Origin of the sequence: Tenacibaculum dicentrarchi (assembly GCF_964036635.1) — a bacterium.
Classification (GTDB): domain Bacteria; phylum Bacteroidota; class Bacteroidia; order Flavobacteriales; family Flavobacteriaceae; genus Polaribacter; species Polaribacter dicentrarchi.
Genome location: NZ_OZ038524.1, coordinates 1,059,041 through 1,084,027, shown reverse-complemented (window position 1 = coordinate 1,084,027; position 24,987 = coordinate 1,059,041). Strand labels below are relative to the sequence as shown.

Genomic DNA, 24,987 nt, shown 5'->3' with positions numbered 1-24,987 from the left:
AAAAATAAGAAATCGAATCCGTACACCTGAATTTAGTTCAGCATCTCATAATACTTACTTATTTAGTGTAAAAAATTGAGGTTTTTTTTTCGTAAATTTGCACTTTTTTTTACTTGATTAAAATCATCTTCTAAATTAAAAATTAGGGCAACTACATCAAAAAAAATACCATGAACAAAATCATTCCACAAACCAAAGATATAACCACAGAAAACATCAATAAAATTGCCCTACTCTTTCCGCAAGTAATTACCGAAAAAGAAGACAAAAACGGCAATACTATAAAAGCCATCGATTTTGAGCTATTAAAACAACATTTATCTAAAGAAATTGTAGAAGGTGCTGATGAGCGTTACCGATTAGATTGGCCAGGAAAACGTGCCAGTATTTTAAAAGCAAACACGCCAATAGATAAAACCCTAAAACCAGACCGTGAAAGTTCTGTAAATTTTAACGAAACCGAAAACGTATATATTGAAGGCGATAATTTTGAGGTTTTAAAAATTTTACAAGAATCTTACTTAGGAAAAATAAAAATGATTTACATAGACCCGCCCTACAATACAGGGAAAGATTTTGTGTATAAAGATAATTTTAAAGTTTCTAAAGATGAATATGAAGATGAAATTGGTACAGAAGACGAAGAAGGCGGAAAACTCTTTAAAAATACCGATACAAACGGACGTTTTCACTCCGATTGGCTTTCTATGATGTACGAACGCTTATTAGTGGCTAGAGATTTATTAACCGATGATGGCGTTATATTTATGTCTATTGGAGAAGATGAATCTCATAACTTACGTAAAATAGCGGATGAAATTTTTGGAGAAGAGAATTTTCAAACTGAAATAACATGGCAAAAAAGATATACAAGAAGTAATAATACTATTGATTTTACTACTGTTGTCGAATCTATTCTAGTTTATTCAAAATCTGAAAACTTCTTAGTTAATCTTTTACCTAGAACAAATGAAACCGATAATAGATATACAAATCCAGATAAAGATATTAGAGGTGATTGGAAAGGAGCTTCTTTTTTAGGGCCTGTAAAACCATCCGAAAGACCCAATTTATGCTATCCTATTGAAAACCCTTATACAGGAAGTAAAACATACCCTACATCTAATGCGTGGAGAAGAAGTGAAAATGAGTTTCATAAACTGCAAAATGAAGGAAAACTTTACTGGGGAAAAGACAACTCCTCAAAAGTACCTTCAATCAAAATGTTTTTAAGTGAAGCAAGAGGGCTGACACCTACAAATTTTTGGAATTATGAATATGCTGGTAATACAGATTTAGGAACGAAAGAAGTAGAAAAGTTATTTGATTTAAAAGTTTTTGACTTCCCTAAACCTTCTTTATTAATGAAAAGAATTTTAGAGCATAGTATAAATAATAATGATTTAGTCTTAGACTTCTTCTCAGGTTCAGCAACAACCGCCCACGCAACCATGCAATTAAATGCAGAAGATGGCGGAAACCGTAAATTTATAATGGTTCAAATTCCAGAAGAAACCGATGAAAAATCAGAGGTTTTTAAAGCAGGATATAAAACTATTACAGAAATAGGAAAAGAACGCATCCGCCGTGCGGGAAAAAAGATTTTAGAAGAAAACACAGAGAAATTAAAAGAGCGAGAAACTCCTTTAGATGTTGGTTTTAGAGTTTATAAAACATCGGAAAGTATTTTAAAAGACGTAGCAAAACACCCGAACGAAGTTACACAAACTACTTTATTTGAAAGTGAAGATAACATCAGAAAAGATGCTAGTTCAGAAGATATTTTAACCGCTGTTTTGTTAGATTTTAGTGAAAAACTAGACCATCCAATAGAAAAGCAAGTAATTGCAAATTCCGAAATTTTTATAGTAGATACCAACGCCTTAGTTGCTTGTTTTGATACCGCAATAGATATGCAAGTGGTAGATGCGATGGCAAAAATGCAACCAATAAAAGCCGTTTTTAGAGACGCTTGTTTTATAGATGATAAAGACCTTATAAACACGGTAGAATCTCGATTTAAACAATTAGCACCAAACACTAAAGTACACGTAATATAAAAGCTATGAAGTTAAAATTTAAAAAACAGCAGTATCAAACCGATGCCGTTAATAATTTGGTGCGTGTATTTAGTGGACAAACCAAAGGATTTCGTAAAGAAACCATAGGAAGAAGAACCGTAAAAGCCGATTTATTACAAAATGAACATAGCGTAGAAGACAGTATATTTTCAAATAAAAAATTTGAAATTACGGAAGAAGCTATTTTAGAAAACGTAAAAAACTTACAACGTGAGCAACAATTAAAACCTTCAAAAAAATTAGATGGCGGTTATAATTTTACGGTAGAAATGGAAACGGGAACTGGTAAAACCTACGTTTATACCAAAATGATGCTAGAAATGCACCGACTTTATGGCTGGAGCAAATATATAATTATAATTCCATCGGTAGCAATTCGAGAAGGAGTTCGTAAATCATTAGAAATTACGGCAGAGCATTTTCAAGAAGAATTTGGTAAAAAAATACGATTTTCTATTTATGATAACAAAAACAAATCGAATTTAGTAAACATAAAACAGTTTGGAAATAGTTCGGAAATTGAAGTAATTATTATGAATTATCAAGCCTTTGGTAGGCGTGGAAAAGAGGCGTTAAAAATATATCAAAAACTAGATTCTTTACAATCGGAAAGACCTATTGATATAATAAAACGCACCCGCCCTATTTTAATTATTGATGAGCCACAGCGTTTTGGTGATGTTGCTGAAAAGAAATTAGAAGAATTTAATTCGTTATTTGTTACTCGTTTTTCGGCAACCCATAAAAAGGAAAAAACGAAAGTTAAAAATTCACAAGGCAAAAATGTTACAGTAGAAAAAGAACGTTTTAACAAAGTATATCGACTAGATGCAGTAGATGCTTTTAATCAGAAATTGGTTAAAAAAATACAAGTAAAAGGAATTGAAGTAAAAGAAAATACAGGTACAAATTCCTTTTTATTTTTAGATAGTATTTTAGTTTCTAAAAACAAATATCCAACAGCGAAAATAGAATTTGAGGTAAAACAAAAAACGGGTATTAAAAAAATAAGCAAGAATTTTTCTCAAAATGATGATTTATTTTCAGCATCCAACGAATTAGAACAGTATAAAGGCTATATAATTTCAGAAATAAATGCCAAAACCAATACAGTAAGTTTTACCAACGGCGTAACACTTTTTGTAGGACAAGCCAGCGGAAATATTTCAGAAGAACACGTTAGACGCATACAAATACGAGAAACCGTAATATCGCATATTGAAAAAGAACGAGAATTATTTAAAAAAGGCATTAAAACGCTTTCGTTATTTTTTATTGATGAAGTAGCAAAATACAGAGCTTACAGCGTAAAAGAAAATGGCGAAAAAGGCGAACAAATAAAAGCCGAATACGAGCAAATTTTTGAAGAAGAATATAAAAAAGCCATTGCACAGAAATCACTTTTTAGCCCAGCATATAATGCTTATTTAGAAAAGTACGAAGCACAAAAAGTGCATAGTGGTTATTTTTCTATTGATAAAAAAGGAAAGGCAGTTAATTCAAAAGAAACCAAAGGACAAGGCGGAAGTGATGATATTTCGGCTTATGATTTAATCATGAAAAACAAAGAACGTTTGCTAAGTTTTGATGAGCCTGTACGTTTTATTTTTTCACATTCGGCATTGCGAGAAGGTTGGGATAATCCTAATATTTTTCAAATTTGTACACTAAAACATAGTATTTCTACAACTTCTAAACGTCAGGAAATAGGTCGTGGTTTGCGTATTTGTGTAGATAAGTACGGAAATCGTATGGATTCTGAAATATTAGATGCCGATTTTTTTGATGTAAATACTTTAACTGTAATTGCTAATGAATCGTATGATACGTTTGCCAAGCAATTACAAAATGAAATTTTAGCCTCTTTATCTGCCAGACCAACACATTTAGAAGTTTCTGTTTTTAAAGATTTAGAATTAAAAAATAAAGCAGGCGAAACTTTTTCTTTTGATGAAATGACAGCAATGCGTGTAATTATAGATTTTACACAAAAAAATTATATTGATAAAGATTTTAAAGCAACAGAAACCTTAATTGATGCTATTGATACAAATACGTTTACCACAATTCCTGAACTAGAAAACTACAAAGAAGAATTAAAAAATATTATTATTGAAATTCATGAAGTAGCTACGTTTAAAGCCAGTACAAATGGCAAAGCAAATAATTTGCCAAAAGAACTAAAGGTAAACGCAAACTTTGCTAAAAAAGAGTTTCAAGACTTATGGAATAAGATAAAAGTAAGAACATTGTACGATGTAGATTTTGACACAAATGAACTAATAAAAAAGAGTGTTACTACAATAGATAATCAATTAAATGTTCGTAAAGTTTCGGTGCATATTGCCACAGGAACACAAAAAGAAAACATGAGTTCTGATGCTTTGAAAATGAGTAATAGCTTTAATAAAACAAAGCAACAATCTTATAAAACGGCAAGTATTTTAGGAAATACAAGGTATGATTTAATTAAAGAAATAGCCAAAAATGCACATATCACCAGAAAAACGGCTACCAATATTCTTACGAAAATCAATGCTTCAAGTTTTGAACAGTTTAAGCAAAACCCCGAACATTTTATAACGGAAGTTTCACGCTTAATAAACGAAGAAAAAGCAACAACTTTAATTAATAATATTACCTATCATAAAACAGATGAAAATTATTCTGATGATATTTTTACGGTAAATAACTTTAACGGTTCGTTGCAAGAAAATGTATTAGAAGTTCAAAAACACATTTACGATTACGTAAAAACCGATTCGAAAATAGAGCGAAAATTTGCAGAAGAACTAGAAAGCGGTCAAGCAATTGTATATGCTAAATTGCCTAGCGGATTTAAAATACCAACACCCATAGGAACTTACAACCCCGATTGGGCAATTGTATTTGATAATAAAGATGTTAAGCAGGTCTATTTTATTGCTGAAACAAAAGGTTCTATGAGTACTTTGCAATTAAAAGGAGCGGAAAACCTAAAAATTGAATATGCAAAAAAGCATTTTGAAAAATTAGGTACAGAAAGTTTAAAATATGATGTGGTTGCAACCTATGAAGATTTAATGAATAAAATTTTGAAGTAATATTATTAACGATGTTGTAGAGCATCGTTAATATTACTTCAAAACCCAACAAAACAGTTACTAATTTCACTAAATTAAATGTACTACAAAGACGTAGACATCTTAAAAAAATCAGCTATATCGCATTGAAAACCTAACAAGAAATAGATTAAGGAATTAAATTTGAAGTAAAAATAGGTTAACCATAGACAATATATAAAAATAACCTTAAATTTAGGTAAACGAAAACATAGTTTGCATTCTATTTGGAATGCAATTCATTATTTAGTCAAAACAGGCTGTCAATAGCGTTTACTTCCAAATGATTTTCCAAAGTAGCAACTCGTTTATTACTACTACTCTAAGTGGTCATTTTTAGAGTCTTTTGATTTATTATTAAGTAAATTAACAGAAAAAAATCATTTTAAAAAAGGACAGAATCCAGTACCTAGTTTAGGCGTAATAGATAGTCAAAGTGTTCGTTAGGGAAATAATCGTTCTTTAAATAGTTTTAACGGGAATAAAAAAATGAAAGGCATAAAACGTCATATGATTGTTGATAAATGGTTTTCTTTTAGCTGTAATGGTTACCGTTGCCAATATTCACGATAGTAAAGCCATTTTATTATTGATGAGAATCTTAAAATATTACCTAATTTCTGTGAAAGTAATTCTTATAAATAAAGATTTATAGAGGAGAGATTGTTAAGTAAATAAAAAGGAAATTTAGCGATGTAATTCAATTAGTTATGGGTCTGATAAAAATAAAAGTAGCTTTAATTCGATTCATAAAAGATTGATTGTAGAAAGAACTTTTTTCTTAGTTTGATAACGACAAAAGACTCTGTAGAAACTATGAATTATTAATGGAATCTTCCGAAAATATGACCAGATTATCAGCCATAAAACTTTTATTGAATAAAATTTAAATAGGCTCTAAGCAAAAAACAAAACCTCCTAAACAAGACGAAAACCCTAAAAAAATAGATCTTTTAGAAAATCTTGATAGAGATACTTTAAAAAAAAGTAAAAAGTTATTGGTAAAAAAATTAAGAATATTAGCCTTAATAATTTTAGAACTGTAACCGTATCTAAATTAATAATATATAGACAAATATTAAAAAACCATCTTAATAATATATTATTTAAAAAATAATATATTACTTTTAACAAACTATAAAAACACTTAAAAAAACTTGATTATCAAGCTATTAAAACTTGGCATAAATTCTGAATTTAACTTATCAAATTAAAAAAATAAATTATGAATTTGATATCTAACTTCGAGCAAAGTTTACATTTTAAACAACGAATTTCACAACGACAAATAGATCCTTTTTTGGTTTCTATGTGTCTTATTAAAGGATCTATTAAAACTATGAAAAAAAACAAAATAGAATTTACATTATCTAAAGAAAATATTAATCAGGCAATTGAACAAGGCTACATATTAGCTAAAGACTGCTTTGGCTTAACAAGCTTGACTGTAGTAGCACGAGAAAACACATTAATAACCGCTTTTGTTAGATTTAGCGATATAGGAGTAACAAATTAATAATGGACAGAGCTAAACAAACAAATTTATTTAAGGCAAATTCAGTAGAAACAACTGACAAGCCTTTTATAAAAAAAAACATTTTAAAAAGTGTAAAATATGCATTAACAGACTATGTTAATTACATTAATAAAAATATAAGACTAGTTCAAGAAAATGGTACAATTACAATTCCTTTAAAAGAATTAGAAACAAGATATTACATAAGATCTAGTAAAGAAAAAAAAACGATAAAAGAACAAGTTTTAAAAAATAATTTAAAGACTATTGTAGTTAACAATGAAGGTGCTATAAAAGTTAACAGTTACAATGAAAAAGATAATTTTTTCATTGTAAAAACAGATAAAAAAATTAAAACAATTGCTATAAAATTAGATGGTAAAAATATTCCTTTAAAATATGAAACAGCAATAGCTTACACTGTTCAGTTAGATAAATTAAATGATAAAGAAACAAAAAAAGTAGAAACTGAATTATTTGAAAAAAATAATCAGGATATTTTTACGGAAAAACCAAGTGATAATGAAAAAAAGAATAAAAAAATTAGAGCATCTATTAAGGCAATAAATGTTAAAGATAAAACTATAGTTCTTAATTCTACAGAAAAATTAGAATTTATTTATTTAAAAGAAGATGATTCTCAATTAAGGAAGCAGTTAGATGCTATTAAGATTTTAAGAGATAATCCAAGAAAAGAACATACGCCTCTTCAAAAATTGTTTGATCCATCAAATACTGCAATACAATATTTTGAAGAAAATGTTACACATAATAATCCTAAACCATATTTTGAGATTTTAAATGACCTAGATATTGACGGTGTAGATCAACAGCAAAAATTTGTAAATAAAGCCTTAAAAACTAAAGATTTTGCTTTGCTAGAAGGTCCTCCTGGTTCAGGGAAAACTACAGCTATTATAGAATTAATTATTCAATTAATAAAACAAAATAAACGTGTTTTATTAGTTTCCGCTACCCATGTGGCTGTTGATAATGTAATTCATCGAATACTAAAAAAATATAAAAAACAATGTGAAGGATTGGTGGTTCCTCTTAGAATAGCTTCAGATATAACTAGTATAAGAAAAAAAAGTGTAGAACCTTATGAATTGAAAACTTTTATAAAAAAAACAAAAGAAGAAATAACTAAAAATATAAGAACAAAAAATATTAATGAGAGTGGTAAATTGCTATTAGAGAATATTGATACTGATAATAATGTTTTTGATGATATTATTTTGAAATCGGCAAATTTAGTTGGAGGAACAATGATTGGAATTTTACAGCACCCTGATATTCAAAAAGGTGGTATACAGGAAATGTTTGATGTTATGATTGTAGATGAAAGCTCTAAGGTTACTTTTTCAGAATTTATAGTTCCAGCATTGCATGCTAAAAAATGGATATTAGTTGGTGATGTAAATCAATTATCTCCTTATACCGAAGAGTATTTTATTAATGAAAATATTGATGCAATAATTAAAGATAAACAAGTAAAAGAAAAAATAGCTGCAGCTTATACCGTAAACCAAAAACTGTATTCTACAAAAAGATGGGATAAAGAAAGTGTTAAAATCTTGTTTTCAATGAATCATAATGAAAATGATTTTGCAGATTATGAAGTCTTTAAAATACCTACAAATTTTGAGGTTAACAATATTAATATTTTAACACTAAATAGCGTTGATCTGATAATTTGTGAACCTACAAGAGCGCATAAAAAAATTATTTCAGATTATGTTTATGTAAAAGCACATGTATTTGAAAACAAGATTGATCTTATTTCATTTAAAAATAGACAAAAATATTTTCATAAAAATACAGGGAAAAATAAAAATTTCTCTACTCATAAATTTGAGTTTATAAGTGATAAAAAACAAGATTGGAAAGAATTGGTTGGTAGTAATTTAAGCCAAATGTATCAATATCGTTTAGATGAAAAATCTAATGCAGAATACAAAAAAGAGTTTGAGTTTTTAGTTCCTAATGAATTTCAAAAAGATGTTGAAAAAATTAGAAGAATAGCAATGCCTTCTATACTCGAATTATTACAAATTGGTGTAGGAAATCCCGACCCAGAAGACCAATCACGTCAATTAATTTACAAAGGCTTTAAAGGAGCTGATACAGTTATATCTAATAAGTTTCAAACGCTGTCTTATCAACATAGAATGGAAGATGAAATTGCAAGTATTTCAAGAGAGCATTTTTATGATAATGAAAATTTAAAAACAGCAAATACAGTATCTCAAAGAACAAATATTTTAGATTGGTATAAACCAAATGATAAAAAAGTTATTTGGATTACTAATAAATATCGAAATAAAAGCAAAAAAATTGTAAATCATAAAGAAGTTGAACAAATTAAGTTTGAATTAGAGGCATTTATAGAGGAAGCGAAATATCATCCTAAACAAGATAATAATAATTACGAAATAGCAGTTTTAAGTTTTTATAACGATCAAGTAGCAGAATTAAAAAAAATGTTAAGATCGCTATCTAACAAATTTAAAGAGAATAAGATTTTTACGATTAATAATGTAGAAATAACACTAAGTACTGTCGATAAGTTCCAAGGAGACGAAGCTGACATGGTACTTCTATCTTTTACAAAATCGACTAAAAAAGCCCATTACAATAGCCCTAATCGATTAAATGTAGCTTTAACACGTGCTCGTTTTAAACTAATCCTTTATGGTAACAAAGACATGTTAACCAAAAATGCACAATTAGAAGCGCTTAGAAAAATTGCAAATAAAATAGATGGTAGATTAAATAATTAAAAAGAAAATATGAAATTAACAAAAAATATACATATAAATAAATACAGAATATTAGCAGATTATAAAGTAAAAGTATCAAAATCTCCTTTTATGTCTGTTCTTCAATTAGCAAATGAAAAAGGAGGCATATTAACTCCTGATGTTCTCTATGATCAATTAATGCAACCTTTAGCGATAAAAGCATGTGAAAACTTATTAGAAAGATTAACCTCAATGAATTACTTTGAGGCGTTCTTTAAGTACGATTTATTCGATGAAACAGAAAAAAAATTCCATGAACTTACCTCTTTTGGTGAACAATCTATTGAAACTAAAGATTTTTATGATAAAAGAAATGGGCTTTTAGAAATTTGGGTTGCTCATGATAATGAGTTTACGCCAAATATTGTTATGATAAAGGAATTAACTTCCGATAAAGACAAGAATAACGAAACAAACAAAATAGAGAAGATAAATAATGAATTAAAGAGATTAATAAATAATACAAAAATTATTTCTCTTAAAAATAATGCTTTTACCATAGATGAAATAGAAAGTCAAATAGAGTTTTTAGAAAGTAGTTACGAAAAATTGTCAATTACATTAGAAAATAATAACAGTAAAATTGAATTAGCTGGCTTTATCAAGCATAAAAAAGAAAACAAACAAGAAGTAATAGCTTCTATTTTAATAAATAAATTTCATAATAATTATCTTCCTAAAGAAAACATCTTATTAAAAGATTTTAATAATCAAGATATTTCATTAATTAGAAATATTAAAATAGAAGAACCACGTTTTATAGAAACAGATTTTGATTCAATAACAATACCGAATATAAAAGTAAGCCCAAAATATTTAGAGGATGCAAAAAAATGGTTTGAAGCATTACTTAAACAAAGAGTGAATCGTTATTTTTTATCTGATGAAGAATTTAATCAATTTGAAAATGATATTGCAAATAAATTTGAACTTTATAAAAATCACCTAATAAATAGTATAAACAGGCAACAATTAATAGAAATATTTGAAGAAGAAGATTTTTATAAAAAAACTAAGTTAGAAACAATAGATTATTTAAATTATTAAAAAAAAGCAATGAAAGAATTAGTACACACAGAAAATTTTGAAAATAAAAAAGCACTAAATAATATTTTTATTCCTACAGATAAAAAATGGATTAGTACAGAAAACGATAATTTATCTATAATAGAATCTGGTAAAAATGGTGTTTTGTTTCATAAAATAATTACTGATATAGAAAGTGCTGAAGAAATGATTTGCTTACAGTCTTTTTTAATTCAAGATACCAAAATAATAGATGCTTTATTAAAAGCAAAAAAAGAAAGAGATGTCAGAGTTTTTGTAATGGGATGTGCTGAAGCTAAATTAGAATCAAACCCTTATGATGAAGAAGATAGTTTTATAACAAAAGAGTACAAAAAAATGTTGGAGGATAAATTTAAAAATAATTTTACTCATAGGCAAGCGGGTAATTTACATGCAAAATTTATTTTAATCGATCCTAAAAAAAACTCTAAAGGATATATTTTTACAGGTAATTTTAATGAAAAGCCATTTTTTGAAAATCCTGAATTAGCCGTTAAACTTTCTAACACTCAAATAACGGAACTATTTAAAATTTTTGTATATCATTTTTGGGAACATACTACTGATGAGCAAACCAATACTAGTCAATTTGATAAAATCAAAAAAATTAATAAATTTAGTCTACCTCATTTATCTGAAATACTTTTAACTTCTCCTAATATCGAAATATCTAACTTAAAAAAAACCTTACTTGAGGCTGTTTCAAAAGCAAAAGAAGAAATACAAATTTCTACCTTCGGATTAGATATTAAACATGTATTATCAAATAAAATTTTAGATAAACTGAAAGCAGGGATAAAAGTAACCATCTATTGTAGACCTAGATTAAAAACTATTAATGATAATATAGATGTACTTGCTAAACATGGTGCTAAAATTGTTTGTCACCCTTTAATTCATGCAAAATCTTTAATTATTGACAATAATGAAGCTTATATTTTTTCAGCAAATTTTGAAGCACATGGAATGGATACAGGATTTGAAATTGGAACAAAATTAAACACAAATCAAAAAAATGACTTATTAAAAATATATGCGAATTGGAAAGAAACTTTTCCTTTTGAATACATACACGAAAATAAAATAATTAATACAGATAAATATCAATATTTAAACAAAGAAGGAAAACTAACAGGTTTAATGCATATTGAAAATCATGAGAATAAAAAAATCTCAAAAAAAATAACAACACTAAAAGATTTAAACTTGTTGTTTCTAATAAAAGAACCTCAAAAATTTAGTTCAAAACAATTAACAATAGAACTGAAAGCTGAAATTAATAGTATAAATAATTACATCAAAATTGAAACTATTAATACAGAAAGTGAAATAATCGAAATTAAAACAGGAAGAAGTAAAAAACAAAAAACAGAAAAAGTATTATTGTTAAACACTTCTAAAATAAGTAATATTCCTAATTTTCTATATAAACTAAATGAGCTAGATAAAAATATAAAAGTATATGCAAAGTAAAAACAAACAAATACTTTTAACATGGGACGCTTTTAATAATGGTTTTATTGTTACTGCAAAGGTTTTAGAATCATTATTATTAGAAAAAAAAATCATTATAAATAAAATCTATTATTTACAGAATCAGAATTTATCAAATGAAAATTTAGCTGAAATAGATATTTTTTTTGAAAGAAAAAAACACAAAGAAGTTTTAGATAAATTTAATGATATTAGAATTAAAGAAAGATTAAAAGATAATCGGAAAATCAGTGAATTAATAAAACTAGAAACTCAAACGCTTCCTAAATTTGAAAATAAAAAAATCTCAATTAATGGAGTAACTAATTATCAATCTATTTATGATAGTCTGATAAAATTCATAAAAGAAAATTTTTATAGTAAAGATAATATTGATTTACATATAAACATTTCTCCAGGAACACCGCAAATGCATGTAGTTTGGTTAATGTTAAATTCTGCGGGTTACTTACCTATAAATACAACTTTGTGGTCAAGCCAGTTTGATAAAATTAAAAAGATAACCTATATAGAAGAAATAAAATTTAAACCTAATATTTTTCTAAGTGAATTATTAAAAAAGAAATATATAAGCAATACAATTAAGTTAAACCTAAACGAAACAAGATCTTATAAGAGAAAAGAAGCGGAAAATAAACTCACTTTATTTTCACATATCCCAAATGCATCTATATTGTTATTAGGAGAAAGAGGAACTGGTAAATCGACTTATGTTCGAGAATTAATTTTAAAAAAGTATGACAAAAATTATCCTTTTTCAGAATTAGCCTGTGGTACTTTTACTGAAGAATTAATGAAATCAGAACTTTTTGGATATAAAAAAGGAGCGTTTACTAGTGCAGAAAAAGATAAAGATGGTATTTTATCCAATTTTAAAAATGGCGGTATCTTATTCTTAGATGAAATACAAGATTTATCAAAACCACTACAACGTCAATTAATTCAAGTATTACAAACAGGAAAATATTTACCATTAGGTTCATCACAATTCGAAAAAACAAATTTCAGATTAATAGCGGCAAGTAACATTACTTTTAAAAACTTAACAAAAAACAAGTTAGATTATGATTTTTTTGATAGAATTTCTAGGTTTATAGTAGAAATTCCTTCCTTAAGAGAATGTAAAGAAGACTATGTTATTAATTGGGAAAATGTATGGAACGATGTCGCAAATTTCGAAAATGCGCCGAGTTTAATCTGGAATGAAAAAATTCATACTTTTTTGAAATCAAAAAAACTATTTGGTAATTTTAGAGATATGCAAAAGTTAGCTTCCTATATTCTTGCTTTTTATTTTGAAAGTCATAAAAAGGATATTGCTATTGAGAAAGCTATTACCGAATTTGAAAAATGGAATATTGACAATACAAAAACAACTCAAACATATTTTACAGAAGGAAAAACATATAATGAAATAATTTCTCGATTTAATAAAGAATTAGCTGAATGGTCTATTGAATCTTATGGTAGTAAAAATAAGGCTTCTTTGATTCTTGATCGTTCGGTGAGTATGCTAACTAAAGATATCAATATGAATAGACTAAAATCATACAAAAAAAGCTGTTCAACGTAAAAATTAACTATTTTAAAACTTTTAATAATCACCTTTAGTAGTATTGTATTTGGTAACGGGTTAGTTTTCTTGTATTGAAAATTTAGTATCAAAAAAAGTGATTTATACATTTCTTATTTTATTAAGCTACATTTTGCGCGCATTTTTATTAAAATAAATATTAATGCGCACATTATTTTTAATTTGCGCATGTTTTTTAATTATATTTGATTATAATTTAAATAATTTTATAGTATGGAAATAATAATACCATTAAATGAAACTTCATTTTTTCAAGGAAGAAATACACCTGAAAAAGGAAAAATAGTGGGTTATGGTGCTATAATAGAAAGTTTAAAATTACCAATACCTTTTCCAAATAGCCTATCTCTAATAACTAAAAAAAGCAAAAAATATAATAATGACCATTGGAAAGTATTTCCGACTTCATACCAGCCAGAAGAGACATTGTACAAACAGTTGGTATTTGCTATTAAATATGAAGGTATTAATTTACTATTATTTAAAGCGTTATTTGAAGTAATTACAAAAGACCAAATAAAAGAGATTCTACACATAGAACCATCTGGTCAATATAGTCGAAAGATTTGGTTTATATACGAATGGCTTCAACAAGAACAAATTGATGTAGCGGTAGATTTAAAGAAACGTAAATACATTCAACTACTTGACGCTAATATTCAGTACACAATAAAAGGAGAAGAATCTGCAAGGCACAAAATAATCAATAACCTACCAGGAACGGTAGATTTTTGTCCATTAGTTTTTAAAACTGAAAAGTTAGAAAACTATATTAATAGTAATTTATCTAGCAGAAAAAATACAATTCTAAATAGCATACATAAAGATATATTGCAACGCGCTTCTTCTTTTTTATTATTAAAAGACTCTAAAGCATCTTTTACTATAGAGGGTGAAAATCCTGGCAATAATAGAGCTATGCGTTGGGGTAAAGCAATTGGTCAAGCAGGTGGAAACTCATTAAGTATTGCCGAACTTGAGCGCTTACAACAAATAATTATAGAAAACAGTAGGTTTATAGAAATGGGCTTAAGGAAAGAAGGTGGTTTTGTGGGAGATCATGATAGAAGCTCAGGAGAACCTATTCCAGATCATATTTCTGCAAAAGAAGAAGATATTCCTAAATTATTAAATGGAGTAATAGATACAAATACACTATTACAAGATGACAGTTATGATGCTGTTTTAGCCGCTGCAACCATATCATTTGGTTTTGTATTTATACACCCTTTTATAGACGGAAATGGTCGCTTGCATCGTTATATAATGCATCATATTTTAGCTAAAAAGAAATTTACACAACAAGGAGTTATTTTTCCTGTTTCTGCCTCAATTTTAGAGCATATTAATGATTACAAAACTGTTTTAGAATCTTATTCTCATCCATTATTAGACTACATAATATGGAAAGAAACGGAAAATCATAACATTAAGGTCACAAATAATACCATTGATTTTTATCGTTATTTTGACGCTACAAAGCAAGCTGAGTTTTTATATGATTGTGTAGAGGATACACTTGTCAGAATTATACCTGAAGAAGTTAGTTATCTTCAAAAATATGATCAATTTAAAAAATACTTAGATAATCATTTTGAAATGCCTAACAAAACAATTGCAATCCTCATTCGATTTTTAGAACAGAATGAAGGTATTTTATCAAAACGTGCACTAAAAAAAGAATTTTCAGTATTAGAAAGCACCGAAATTATAGATATACAAACAAATTATAATACTATTTTTTATAAAATGGAACACCTATAAATAAAAAAAATATTTTTTTTACTCTACAAAAATCTTACACCACTACTCCACCTCACCTACTCTAAAACCCTTTAAAAACAAGGCTTATTACTTTCTGTATCGGAAAGTAATACCATAAAAACACAAATAACCCCTTCTAATAGAGAGGTTTATTTGTGTTTTATAACAAAAAACTCTATTTAAGATAATTTATTAAAAATAATTAAATTTTTCTTTATTCTATGAAATTTTAATTATTTACTGTAAATACACTTCTTTTTTCATTAAAGGTTAAAATTTCACAGCTAATAGCTTATTATTTAAAAGTAATTGAATTTTCTTTACATATTTATTCATTTGGAAATTTTTTTCTTTATATACAAATGCCTAGCCCCGATTGAAGCAATTGTTTGAGCTCCTTTTTTGATTTTTTTCAAAAAAGAGCGAGTGCGGAAAGCGGGAAATTGCTTCAGAAAAATAGTATTATACAGGTTAATTTATTTAAAATCATGAATATATCTCAAATAATTAAAGTTACTAATTACCTGATTTACAATAGATAAACCAACTGTTTAATTTACGATTTTCTTAATAAAAAGAATGAAATCAGATACTTATGACAATAAGTACACAACAATCATTTAAAAAAACAACAATTTCACAAAACCAAGTTGTAATTTTGCGCGAAATTAAATTTTCACAAAATGAACCTTTTTCACTCAAAAAAGACCCCTCTGTTAATTGCTTTTTTGCTGTCTATCTTTTATAGTTTTTCTCCAATTCCGAGTTACTATAAGGCAGCTAATTTTATTGAACCTGAAACCACAACTTATTACCCACCTAAAGTTTCAGAAACATTAAGAAGAACTCCTATAACAATAATGATCAACGAAATTGATGTAGATCAAAAAGGTCGTGATACCAATGAATTTATTGAATTATATGATGGAGGCACAGGAAATACCTCTTTAAGTGGCTATAGTATTGTGCTATTTAACGGTGGTAATGATAAAAGTTACAAAACCTTCGACTTAACAGGGCATAAAACAACTGCCGATGGGTATTTTGTAATCGGTAGTAGTACCGTGGCAAATGTTAATTTCACTCCTACTAAATTTAGCCTTCAAAATGGTGCCGATGCCATTGCTTTATACCATGCTGATGCTAGTAAATTTAGCTATGGATCGCCTGTTACAACCACCGATTTAGTCGATGCAGTTGTATATGATACCGATGATAAAGACGACACTGGCTTATTGGCATTGCTAAACCTCAACCAACCTCAAGTTAATGAACACGGGAAAAAAGATAAAGAAAATCATTCTTCGCAACGTGTTATTAATGGTAGCGGCGGTTTAAGAAATACCAATACCTATACACAAGCAACTCCTACGCCTGGTAAAGAAAATACTGACGGTAGTAGTACTACTCCCCCTACAAATACCGATACAGAAGCACCTGCTGCCCCTAGCAATTTAACGGCTTCAAATATTACAGAAACCCAAGTAACTTTAACATGGGAAATAGCTACTGATAATATTGGCGTATCCCACTACCAGATATTTAATGGAACTGTAAATTTAGGAAACACTAGTAACACTACTTTTAATCTAACAGGATTAACAGCCAACACAACCTACTCTTTTACAGTAAAAGCTATTGATGATGCCACTAACAGTTCGCTTGCTAGTAATACTGTATCTGCTACAACTTTAGAGAGTACGACTAATAATACGCCTATAACAATCATGATTAATGAGATTGATGTAGATCAAAAAGGGACTGATACCAATGAATTTATTGAATTATATGATGGTGGCGCAGGAAATACTTCTTTAGACAATCATACTATTGTACTCTTTAACGGTGGTAAAGATAAAAGTTATAAAACTATTGACTTAACAGGGCATAAAACAACTGCTGATGGTTATTTCGTAATTGGTAATAGTACGGTGGCGAATGTAAATTTAGTTGAATTTGCTAAAAATGGAATTCAAAATGGTGCCGATGCCATTGCTTTATATCATGCTGATGCTAGCGAATTTCATAATGGTACCCCTATAACAACCAACAATTTAGTAGATGCCATTGTATATGACACCAACGACAATGACGATACAGGCTTACTAATACTACTAAACGCCAACCAACCTCAAGTTAACGAAAACGCAAAAGATGATAAAGACAGGCATTCTTTACAACGTATTGTTAACGGTAGCGGAGGCTTAAGAAATACCGATACCTACACACAGGCAAGACCCACGCCTGGAAAAGAAAACACCACTGTTTTTCCGATACCATCTTTAACAACTATTACAATAGCAGCAGCAAGAGCTAAAAATGATGGGGATGAAATACAGGTAAAAGGAATATTAACCGTTACCGATCAATTTGCGGGAGCGGCTTATATTCAAGATGCAACTGGTGGAATCGCAATTTTTGATAAAGATGTACACGGAAAAGGAAAGTTTAAAATAGGCGATGAAATTACCGTTCAAGCTTTTAAAGCTACTGATAAAAGCCAGATTCAACTAATAAACATTGTTGGTATTTCAAATCATGGAGCAGCAACAAACCCCATAGTTCCGAAGGAAATCACCTTAAATGAATTAGCTGCTCACCCTGCGGAATTGGTAAAAATTTCAAACCCTATATTTCCTAGCCCAGGAAATATGTTTTTTGGAAATTCGAATTATAGAATATTTGACAATAATAACAATACCGCCAACTTAAGAATAGATATTGATGTAAACGGAATTACAGGTTTAGCACAGCCTCAAAGCTGTAGCGAAATTACAGGTGTTGTAGGAAGATATTATAATTTTCAGTTAATCCCTCGATTGACTAGCGATATAAACTGCGCTAAAAAATACCAGCATCCACCCTTAGATCATGATAAAATTTCCAAAGATAAAACCTTAGATATTGTTACTTGGAATATTGAATGGTTTGGAGATGAAAAGAAATCACCCGCTGCTGGCAACCAAAATTCAGATGAAATTCAGAAAGAAAAAGTAAAACAAATATTGCTTAATTTAGATGCTGATATTATTGCTGTTCAAGAAATTATCGATATTGATTTATTTAAAGAGCTTATTGCTGAATTACCTGCCTACGATTTTATTTTATCCGACGCTGTTTCGTATCCTAATAGCACTTCTGGAATGCCTCAAAAATTAGGTTTTATCTATAAAAAATCAGTAGTAAACCTTAAAAGTAGTACGCCTTTATTAAAAGCAATTCATCCTTATTATAACGGAAACGATGAAAGTGCACTTCAAGATTTCCCTGATCCGAAGAAATCCAGATTTTTTGCAAGTGGTCGATTACCTTTTTTAATGACCGCCGATATTACTATTGATAACCAAACAAAAGAAGTTAATTTTATCGTTTTACATGCCAGGGCAAATACCAGTGCTGCCAAAGCGCAAAGTAAGTACGATATGCGTAAATACGATGTTGAAACACTCAAAAAAGAGCTTGACGCTAATTTTCCAACAAAAAACATTGTTTTATTAGGTGATTATAATGATGACGTAGATCAAACAGTGGTAGCCAACGATGTAATTGGCAATGCTACTACATACGATGCTTTTGTACAAGATGCAAGCAATTATACGATTGTTACAAGCGCTCTAAGCAAGGCAAATTTCCGCTCTTATGCCTCTAGAGAAAACATGATTGATCATATTACCATTTCTAACGAACTTACCAATAATTACCTATTAGGTTCTGAAAAAGTACACTATGAATTTTACAATAATCTGTACGAAAAAACAACTTCTGATCACTTTCCTGTTTCTGTTCGTTTACAACTTAATGATGTTGTTGAAGCTCCTCAAGTAATTATTAAAATAGCCGATGCAAGAACCAAAGTTAGTGGCGAAATAGTTAGCATAACAGGAATTTTAACGGTTACTGATCAGTTTGCAGGATCGGCTTATATTCAAGATGAAACTGGTGGAATTGCTATTTTTGATGATAAAATTCACGGCGAAGGAAAATTTAAAATAGGCGATCAAATTACTGTAAAAGCAACAAAAAGCACGCATAATGGGCAAATTCAGTTAATCAATGTTATTTCTGCTGTAGCTAGTACAACCGCAGTAAACCCTATAATCCCGAAGGTAATTACACTTGCTGAATTAGCAAATCATCCTGGTGAATTGGTTCAAATTTTAAATCCTAGCTTTCCACTTCCAGGGAGTATGATTTTTGGAAATTCAAATATTGAAATTACCGATGCCTACAATAATAAAGCACAAATAAGAATTGATGCTGATGCAAAAGAACTTACAGGTTTAGCACAGCCAGAAAATTGCGACCAAATTACAGGTGTGGTAGGCAGATATAATGCTACGCTACAAGTATTACCAAGATTAAAAAGTGATGTAAGCTGTGCCAAGCAATATGAGCACCCAAGTTCTGTAAATGACGCTATTGCTAAAGATAAAACCTTAGATATTGTTACTTGGAATATTGAGTGGTTTGGAGATCAGACCAACTCACCTGCAGCTGGCAATCCAAATTCAGATGAAATTCAGAAAGAAAAAGTAAAGGAAGTATTGCTTGGTTTAGATGCCGATGTAATTGCTGTTCAAGAAATTGCTGATATTGTTTTATTCCAAAAACTTGTAACTGAATTACCTGCCTACGATTTTATTTTATCGGATGCTGTTTCGTATCCTAATAATACTACAGGAGTAACTCAAAAATTAGGTTTTATCTATAAAAAATCAGTTGTAAATTTTAAAAATAGCAGCCCTTTATTAAAAGCAATTCATCCGTATTATAACGGAAATGATGAAAGCGCTATTCAAGATTTCCCGCATCCTAGTAAAGCTAGTTTTTTTGCCAGTGGGCGATTGCCTTTTTTAATGACTGCCGATGTTACTTTAAATAACATCACAGAAGAGTTTAGTTTTATCGTTTTACATGCCAGAGCAAACAATAATAGTGATGCTCAAAACAGGTATGATATGCGTAAGTATGATATCGAAGTGCTAAAAAAAGAGCTTGACACTAATTTTTCGACAAAAAATGTCGTTTTATTAGGTGATTATAATGACGATGTCGATCAAACAGTTGTAAGGGTAAACACAAGCACATCTACCTATGATGCCTTTATACAAGACCCTACTAATTATACCATTACAACAACAGCTTTAAGTAAGGCTGGTTTCCGTTCATATCCGTCTTTCCCTAACCTGATTGACCATATTACCATTTCTAATGAGCTTAACGACAATTATTTGTCAGGTTCTGAAAAAGTCCATTATGAACTTTATAACAATGAATACACCAAAACAGCTTCCGATCATTTACCTGTTTCTATACGTTTAAAATTTACAGGGAATTACACGGTAAAATACACCGCAGGAAATAACGGAACAATTACAGGAAATTTAACCCAAACTATTGAAGAAGGAAAAGCAACATCCGAAGTAAAAGCGATTGCTAATACAGGATATGAATTTGTAAAATGGAGCGATAATAATACTTCGGAAACGAGAACCGATATCGCCGATGCTGATAAAGAATTTAAAGCGGAATTTGTGAAAACTGTAGTTGTCGTTAAAAATTACACGGTAAAATACACCGCAGGAAATAACGGAACAATTACAGGAAATTTAACCCAAACTATTGAAGAAGGAAAAGCAACATCCGAAGTAAAAGCGATTGCTAATACTGGTTATGAATTTGTAAAATGGAGCGATAATAATACTTCGGAAACGAGAACCGATATCGCCGATGCTGATAAAGAATTTAAAGCAGAATTTGTAAAAACTGTAGTTGTCGTTAAAAATTACACGGTAAAATACACCGCAGGAAATAACGGAACAATTACAGGAAATTTAACCCAAACTATTGAAGAAGGAAAAGCAACATCCGAAGTAAAAGCGATTGCTAATACTGGTTATGAATTTGTAAAATGGAGCGATAATAATACTTCGGAAACGAGAACCGATATCGCCGATGCTGATAAAGAATTTAAAGCGGAATTTGTGAAAACTGTAGTTGTCGTTAAAAATTACACGGTAAAATACACCGCAGGAAATAACGGAACAATTACAGGAAATTTAACCCAAACTATTGAAGAAGGAAAAGCAACATCCGAAGTAAAAGCGATTGCTAATACTGGTTATGAATTTGTAAAATGGAGCGATAATAATACTTCGGAAACGAGAACCGATATCGCCGATGCTGATAAAGAATTTAAAGCGGAATTTGTAAAAACTGTAGTTGTCGTTAAAAATTACACGGTAAAATACACCGCAGGAAATAACGGAACAATTACAGGAAATTTAGCTCAAACTATTGAAGAAGGAAAAGCAACATCCGAAGTAAAAGCAATTGCCGATGCAGGGTATGAATTTGTAAAATGGAGCGATAATAATACTTCGGAAACGAGAACCGATATCGCCGATGCTAATAAAGAATTTAAAGCAGAATTTGTAAAAACTGTAGTTATCGTTAAAAATTACACGGTAAAATACACCGCAGGAAATAACGGAACAATTACAGGAAATTTAACCCAAACTATTGAAGAAGGAAAAGCAACATCCGAAGTAAAAGCAATTGCCGATGCAGGGTATGAATTTGTAAAATGGAGCGATAATAATACTTCGGAAACGAGAACCGATATCGCCGATGCTGATAAAGAATTTAAAGCGGAATTTGTAAAAACTGTAGTTGTCGTTAAAAATTACACGGTAAAATACACCGCAGGAAATAACGGAACAATTACAGGAAATTTAGCTCAAACTATTGAAGAAGGAAAAGCAACATCCGAAGTAAAAGCGATTGCTAATACTGGTTATGAATTTGTAAAATGGAGCGATAATAATACTTCGGAAACGAGAACCGATATCGCCGATGCTGATAAAGAATTTAAAGCGGAATTTGTAAAAACTGTAGTTGTCGTTAAAAATTACACGGTAAAATACACCGCAGGAAATAACGGAACAATTACAGGAAATTTAGCTCAAACTATTGAAGAAGGAAAAGCAACATCCGAAGTAAAAGCGATTGCTAATACTGGTTATGAATTTGTAAAATGGAGCGATAATAATACTTCGGAAACGAGAACCGATATCGCCGATGCTGATAAAGAATTTAAAGCAGAATTTGTGAAAACTGTAGTTGTCGTTAAAAATTACACGGTAAAATACACCGCAGGAAATAACGGAACAATTACAGGAAATTTAACCCAAACTATTGAAGAAGGAAAAGCAACATCCGAAGTAAAAGCGATTGCTAATACTGGTTATGAATTTGTAAAATGGAGCGATAATAATACTTCGGAAACGAGAACCGATATCGCCGATGCTAATAAAGAATTTAAAGCAGAATTTGTAAAAACTGTAGTTATCGTTAAAAATTACACGGTAAAATACACCGCAGGAAATAACGGAACAATTACAGGAAATTTAACCCAAACTATTGAAGAAGGAAAAGCAACATCCGAAGTAAAAGCAATTGCCGATGCAGGGTATGAATTTGTAAAATGGAGCGATAATAATACTTCGGAAACGAGAACCGATATCGCCGATGCTGATAAAGAATTTAAAGCGGAATTTGTGAAAACTGTAGTTGTCGTTAAAAATTACACGGTAAAATACACCGCAGGAAATAACGGAACAATTACAGGAAATTTAGCTCAAACTATTGAAGAAGGAAAAGCAACATCCGAAGTAAAAGCGATTGCTAATACTGGTTATGAATTTGTAAAATGGAGCGATAATAATACTTCGGAAACGAGAACCGATATCGCCGATGCTGATAAAGAATTTAAAGCGGAATTTGTAAAAACTGTAGTTGTCGTTAAAAATTACACGGTAAAATACACCGCAGGAAATAACGGAACAATTACAGGAAATTTAGCTCAAACTATTGAAGAAGGAAAAGCAACATCCGAAGTAAAAGCGATTGCTAATACTGGTTATGAATTTGTAAAATGGAGCGATAATAATACTTCGGAAACGAGAACCGATATCGCCGATGCTGATAAAGAATTTAAAGCAGAATTTGTGAAAACTGTAGTTGTCGTTAAAAATTACACGGTAAAATACACCGCAGGAAATAACGGAACAATTACAGGAAATTTAACCCAAACTATTGAAGAAGGAAAAGCAACATCCGAAGTAAAAGCGATTGCTAATACTGGTTATGAATTTGTAAAATGGAGCGATAATAATACTTCGGAAACGAGAACCGATATCGCCGATGCTGATAAAGAATTTAAAGCAGAATTTGTACCGATTGTAAAAGTGATTAAAAATGGAATTACAGCTTCAAAAGGTTTTTCACCAAACGGAGATGCCAATAACGACACTTGGGTAATTCAAAATATAGACCGCTACCCTAATAATACCGTAAAAGTATTTAACCGATGGGGGAAAAAAGTGTACTATAAAAAAGGCTACCAAAACACTTGGGATGCCACGGCAACCGATACTGGTACAAAGCTTCCTGTTGGTTCATATATCTATATTATCAACCTAAATGAAGCAGGTATCAAGCCAGTTCAAGGCATGATTTATATAAATTACTAGAAACTTTTCAAAATTTTAATCGCTATAGAAACCCTTTTATAGCGATTGAAATACAGTTGTTTCAAAATAAGAAAAACAATATTTAAAAATATAAAATGAAAATAAATACTCTAAAATATATAAGCCTGCTATTCTTGGCAATGCTAAGCAGCAAGGCAATCGCGCAGCAAGACCCTTCGTTTAGCTTGTATCAATTTAATATGAATATTATAAACCCTGCTTATGTGGGTAGTAGCGAAACTACAGAGGCTACAGCAATGATTCGCAGCCAATGGACGGGCATAGAAAATGCGCCATCAACACAAACTTTGTCGTTTTCATCGCCTACTGTTTTAGGTAAAAATATGGGATTGGGTTTTTCAATTGTAAACGATAAATTTAACATCGCAAAAGAAACCGCTGTTTCGCTAGATTTTTCTTACAAATTACCATTATCAGAAAATCAAAGTTTATTTTTAGGCTTAAAAGCTGGGGGTTCATTTTTTAATGTAGAATTGGCTTCCTTACAAATAAATGATCCATTATTTTCTAAGAATATCAGTAGTTTTAATCCTAATTTTGGAGTGGGTGCTTATTTAAAAGGCAAAAATTACTATGCTAGTTTGTCTGTTCCTACCTTATTAAAGAGTAGCCGATACCAAAAAGATGGCAACACAATTACAGAAGTCTCAGATAAGCCTCATATTTATTTATCATCTGGTTATATATTTGATTTAGATGGTGTTTACAACACTAAATTAACGCCTTCATTTATGATGCGTTATGTATCGGGAGTGCCGGTATCTTTTGATGTTACAGTAATTACAAGTATGTTAGAAAAATATGAAATTGGGGTATCGCATCGTCTCCAAGAATCTGTTAGTTTCTTCGGATTGTTTAAGTTTTTAGACCATTATAAAATAGGATATGCCTACGAATATACGACTACTGATATTTCAATATACAGCAGTGGTTCACATGAATTTGTGTTTAAATACCGTTTTTAACATCGAATAATTTACTCTATGGGAAATGTGATAAATCACGTATGT

10 protein-coding genes are annotated in these 24,987 nt (G+C 29.8%); all 10 read left to right on the top strand.

Going from position 1 to position 24,987, the window contains the following annotated elements:
• Nucleotides 1–170 precede the first annotated feature (170 nt).
• Nucleotides 171–2,060 (top strand): site-specific DNA-methyltransferase, encoded by a 1,890-nt coding sequence (locus ABNT14_RS04840; RefSeq protein ID WP_101901946.1) that lies wholly within the window; start codon nucleotides 171–173, stop codon nucleotides 2,058–2,060.
• A 5-nt stretch (nucleotides 2,061–2,065) separates the two neighbouring features.
• On the top strand, nucleotides 2,066–5,164 hold the full coding sequence (locus ABNT14_RS04835) for a DEAD/DEAH box helicase family protein (protein ID WP_101901944.1): 3,099 nt from the start codon (nucleotides 2,066–2,068) through the stop codon (nucleotides 5,162–5,164).
• 1,243 nt (nucleotides 5,165–6,407) lie between these two features.
• Nucleotides 6,408–6,698 (top strand): hypothetical protein, encoded by a 291-nt coding sequence (locus ABNT14_RS04830; RefSeq protein ID WP_101901942.1) that lies wholly within the window; start codon nucleotides 6,408–6,410, stop codon nucleotides 6,696–6,698.
• A gap of 2 nt (nucleotides 6,699–6,700) precedes the next feature.
• Entirely contained in the window at nucleotides 6,701–9,481 is a 2,781-nt protein-coding gene (locus ABNT14_RS04825) for an AAA domain-containing protein (RefSeq protein ID WP_101901940.1), read from the top strand.
• A gap of 9 nt (nucleotides 9,482–9,490) precedes the next feature.
• Nucleotides 9,491–10,549, top strand: a complete 1,059-nt coding sequence (locus tag ABNT14_RS04820) for a hypothetical protein (RefSeq protein WP_101901938.1) — start codon at nucleotides 9,491–9,493, stop codon at nucleotides 10,547–10,549.
• Between the two features lie 9 nt (nucleotides 10,550–10,558).
• Entirely contained in the window at nucleotides 10,559–12,043 is a 1,485-nt protein-coding gene (locus ABNT14_RS04815) for a phospholipase D-like domain-containing protein (RefSeq protein ID WP_101901936.1), read from the top strand.
• Nucleotides 12,033–13,637, top strand: coding sequence for a sigma 54-interacting transcriptional regulator (locus tag ABNT14_RS04810; protein WP_101901934.1), 1,605 nt, complete (start codon nucleotides 12,033–12,035; stop codon nucleotides 13,635–13,637). Before ABNT14_RS04815 ends, ABNT14_RS04810 begins: the two co-directional genes overlap by 11 nt.
• A 234-nt stretch (nucleotides 13,638–13,871) precedes the next feature.
• Nucleotides 13,872–15,422 (top strand): Fic family protein, encoded by a 1,551-nt coding sequence (locus ABNT14_RS04805; RefSeq protein WP_101901932.1) that lies wholly within the window; start codon nucleotides 13,872–13,874, stop codon nucleotides 15,420–15,422.
• A 683-nt stretch (nucleotides 15,423–16,105) separates the two neighbouring features.
• Nucleotides 16,106–23,956 carry an InlB B-repeat-containing protein gene (locus tag ABNT14_RS04800; protein WP_348719399.1) on the top strand — a complete coding sequence of 2,617 codons (7,851 nt, stop codon included), beginning with the start codon at nucleotides 16,106–16,108 and terminating at the stop codon, nucleotides 23,954–23,956.
• 95 nt (nucleotides 23,957–24,051) lie between these two features.
• Nucleotides 24,052–24,942 carry a PorP/SprF family type IX secretion system membrane protein gene (locus tag ABNT14_RS04795; protein WP_101901730.1) on the top strand — a complete coding sequence of 297 codons (891 nt, stop codon included), beginning with the start codon at nucleotides 24,052–24,054 and terminating at the stop codon, nucleotides 24,940–24,942.
• Nucleotides 24,943–24,987: the final 45 nt, after the last annotated feature.

Coding starts and splice junctions, on each gene's coding strand:
- ABNT14_RS04840 (WP_101901946.1), top strand. CDS start 171: ATGAACAAAATCATTCCACAAACCAAAGATATAACCACAGAAAACATC.
- ABNT14_RS04810 (WP_101901934.1), top strand. CDS start 12,033: ATGCAAAGTAAAAACAAACAAATACTTTTAACATGGGACGCTTTTAAT.
- ABNT14_RS04795 (WP_101901730.1), top strand. CDS start 24,052: ATGAAAATAAATACTCTAAAATATATAAGCCTGCTATTCTTGGCAATG.
- ABNT14_RS04835 (WP_101901944.1), top strand. CDS start 2,066: ATGAAGTTAAAATTTAAAAAACAGCAGTATCAAACCGATGCCGTTAAT.
- ABNT14_RS04815 (WP_101901936.1), top strand. CDS start 10,559: ATGAAAGAATTAGTACACACAGAAAATTTTGAAAATAAAAAAGCACTA.
- ABNT14_RS04830 (WP_101901942.1), top strand. CDS start 6,408: ATGAATTTGATATCTAACTTCGAGCAAAGTTTACATTTTAAACAACGA.
- ABNT14_RS04825 (WP_101901940.1), top strand. CDS start 6,701: ATGGACAGAGCTAAACAAACAAATTTATTTAAGGCAAATTCAGTAGAA.
- ABNT14_RS04805 (WP_101901932.1), top strand. CDS start 13,872: ATGGAAATAATAATACCATTAAATGAAACTTCATTTTTTCAAGGAAGA.
- ABNT14_RS04820 (WP_101901938.1), top strand. CDS start 9,491: ATGAAATTAACAAAAAATATACATATAAATAAATACAGAATATTAGCA.
- ABNT14_RS04800 (WP_348719399.1), top strand. CDS start 16,106: ATGAACCTTTTTCACTCAAAAAAGACCCCTCTGTTAATTGCTTTTTTG.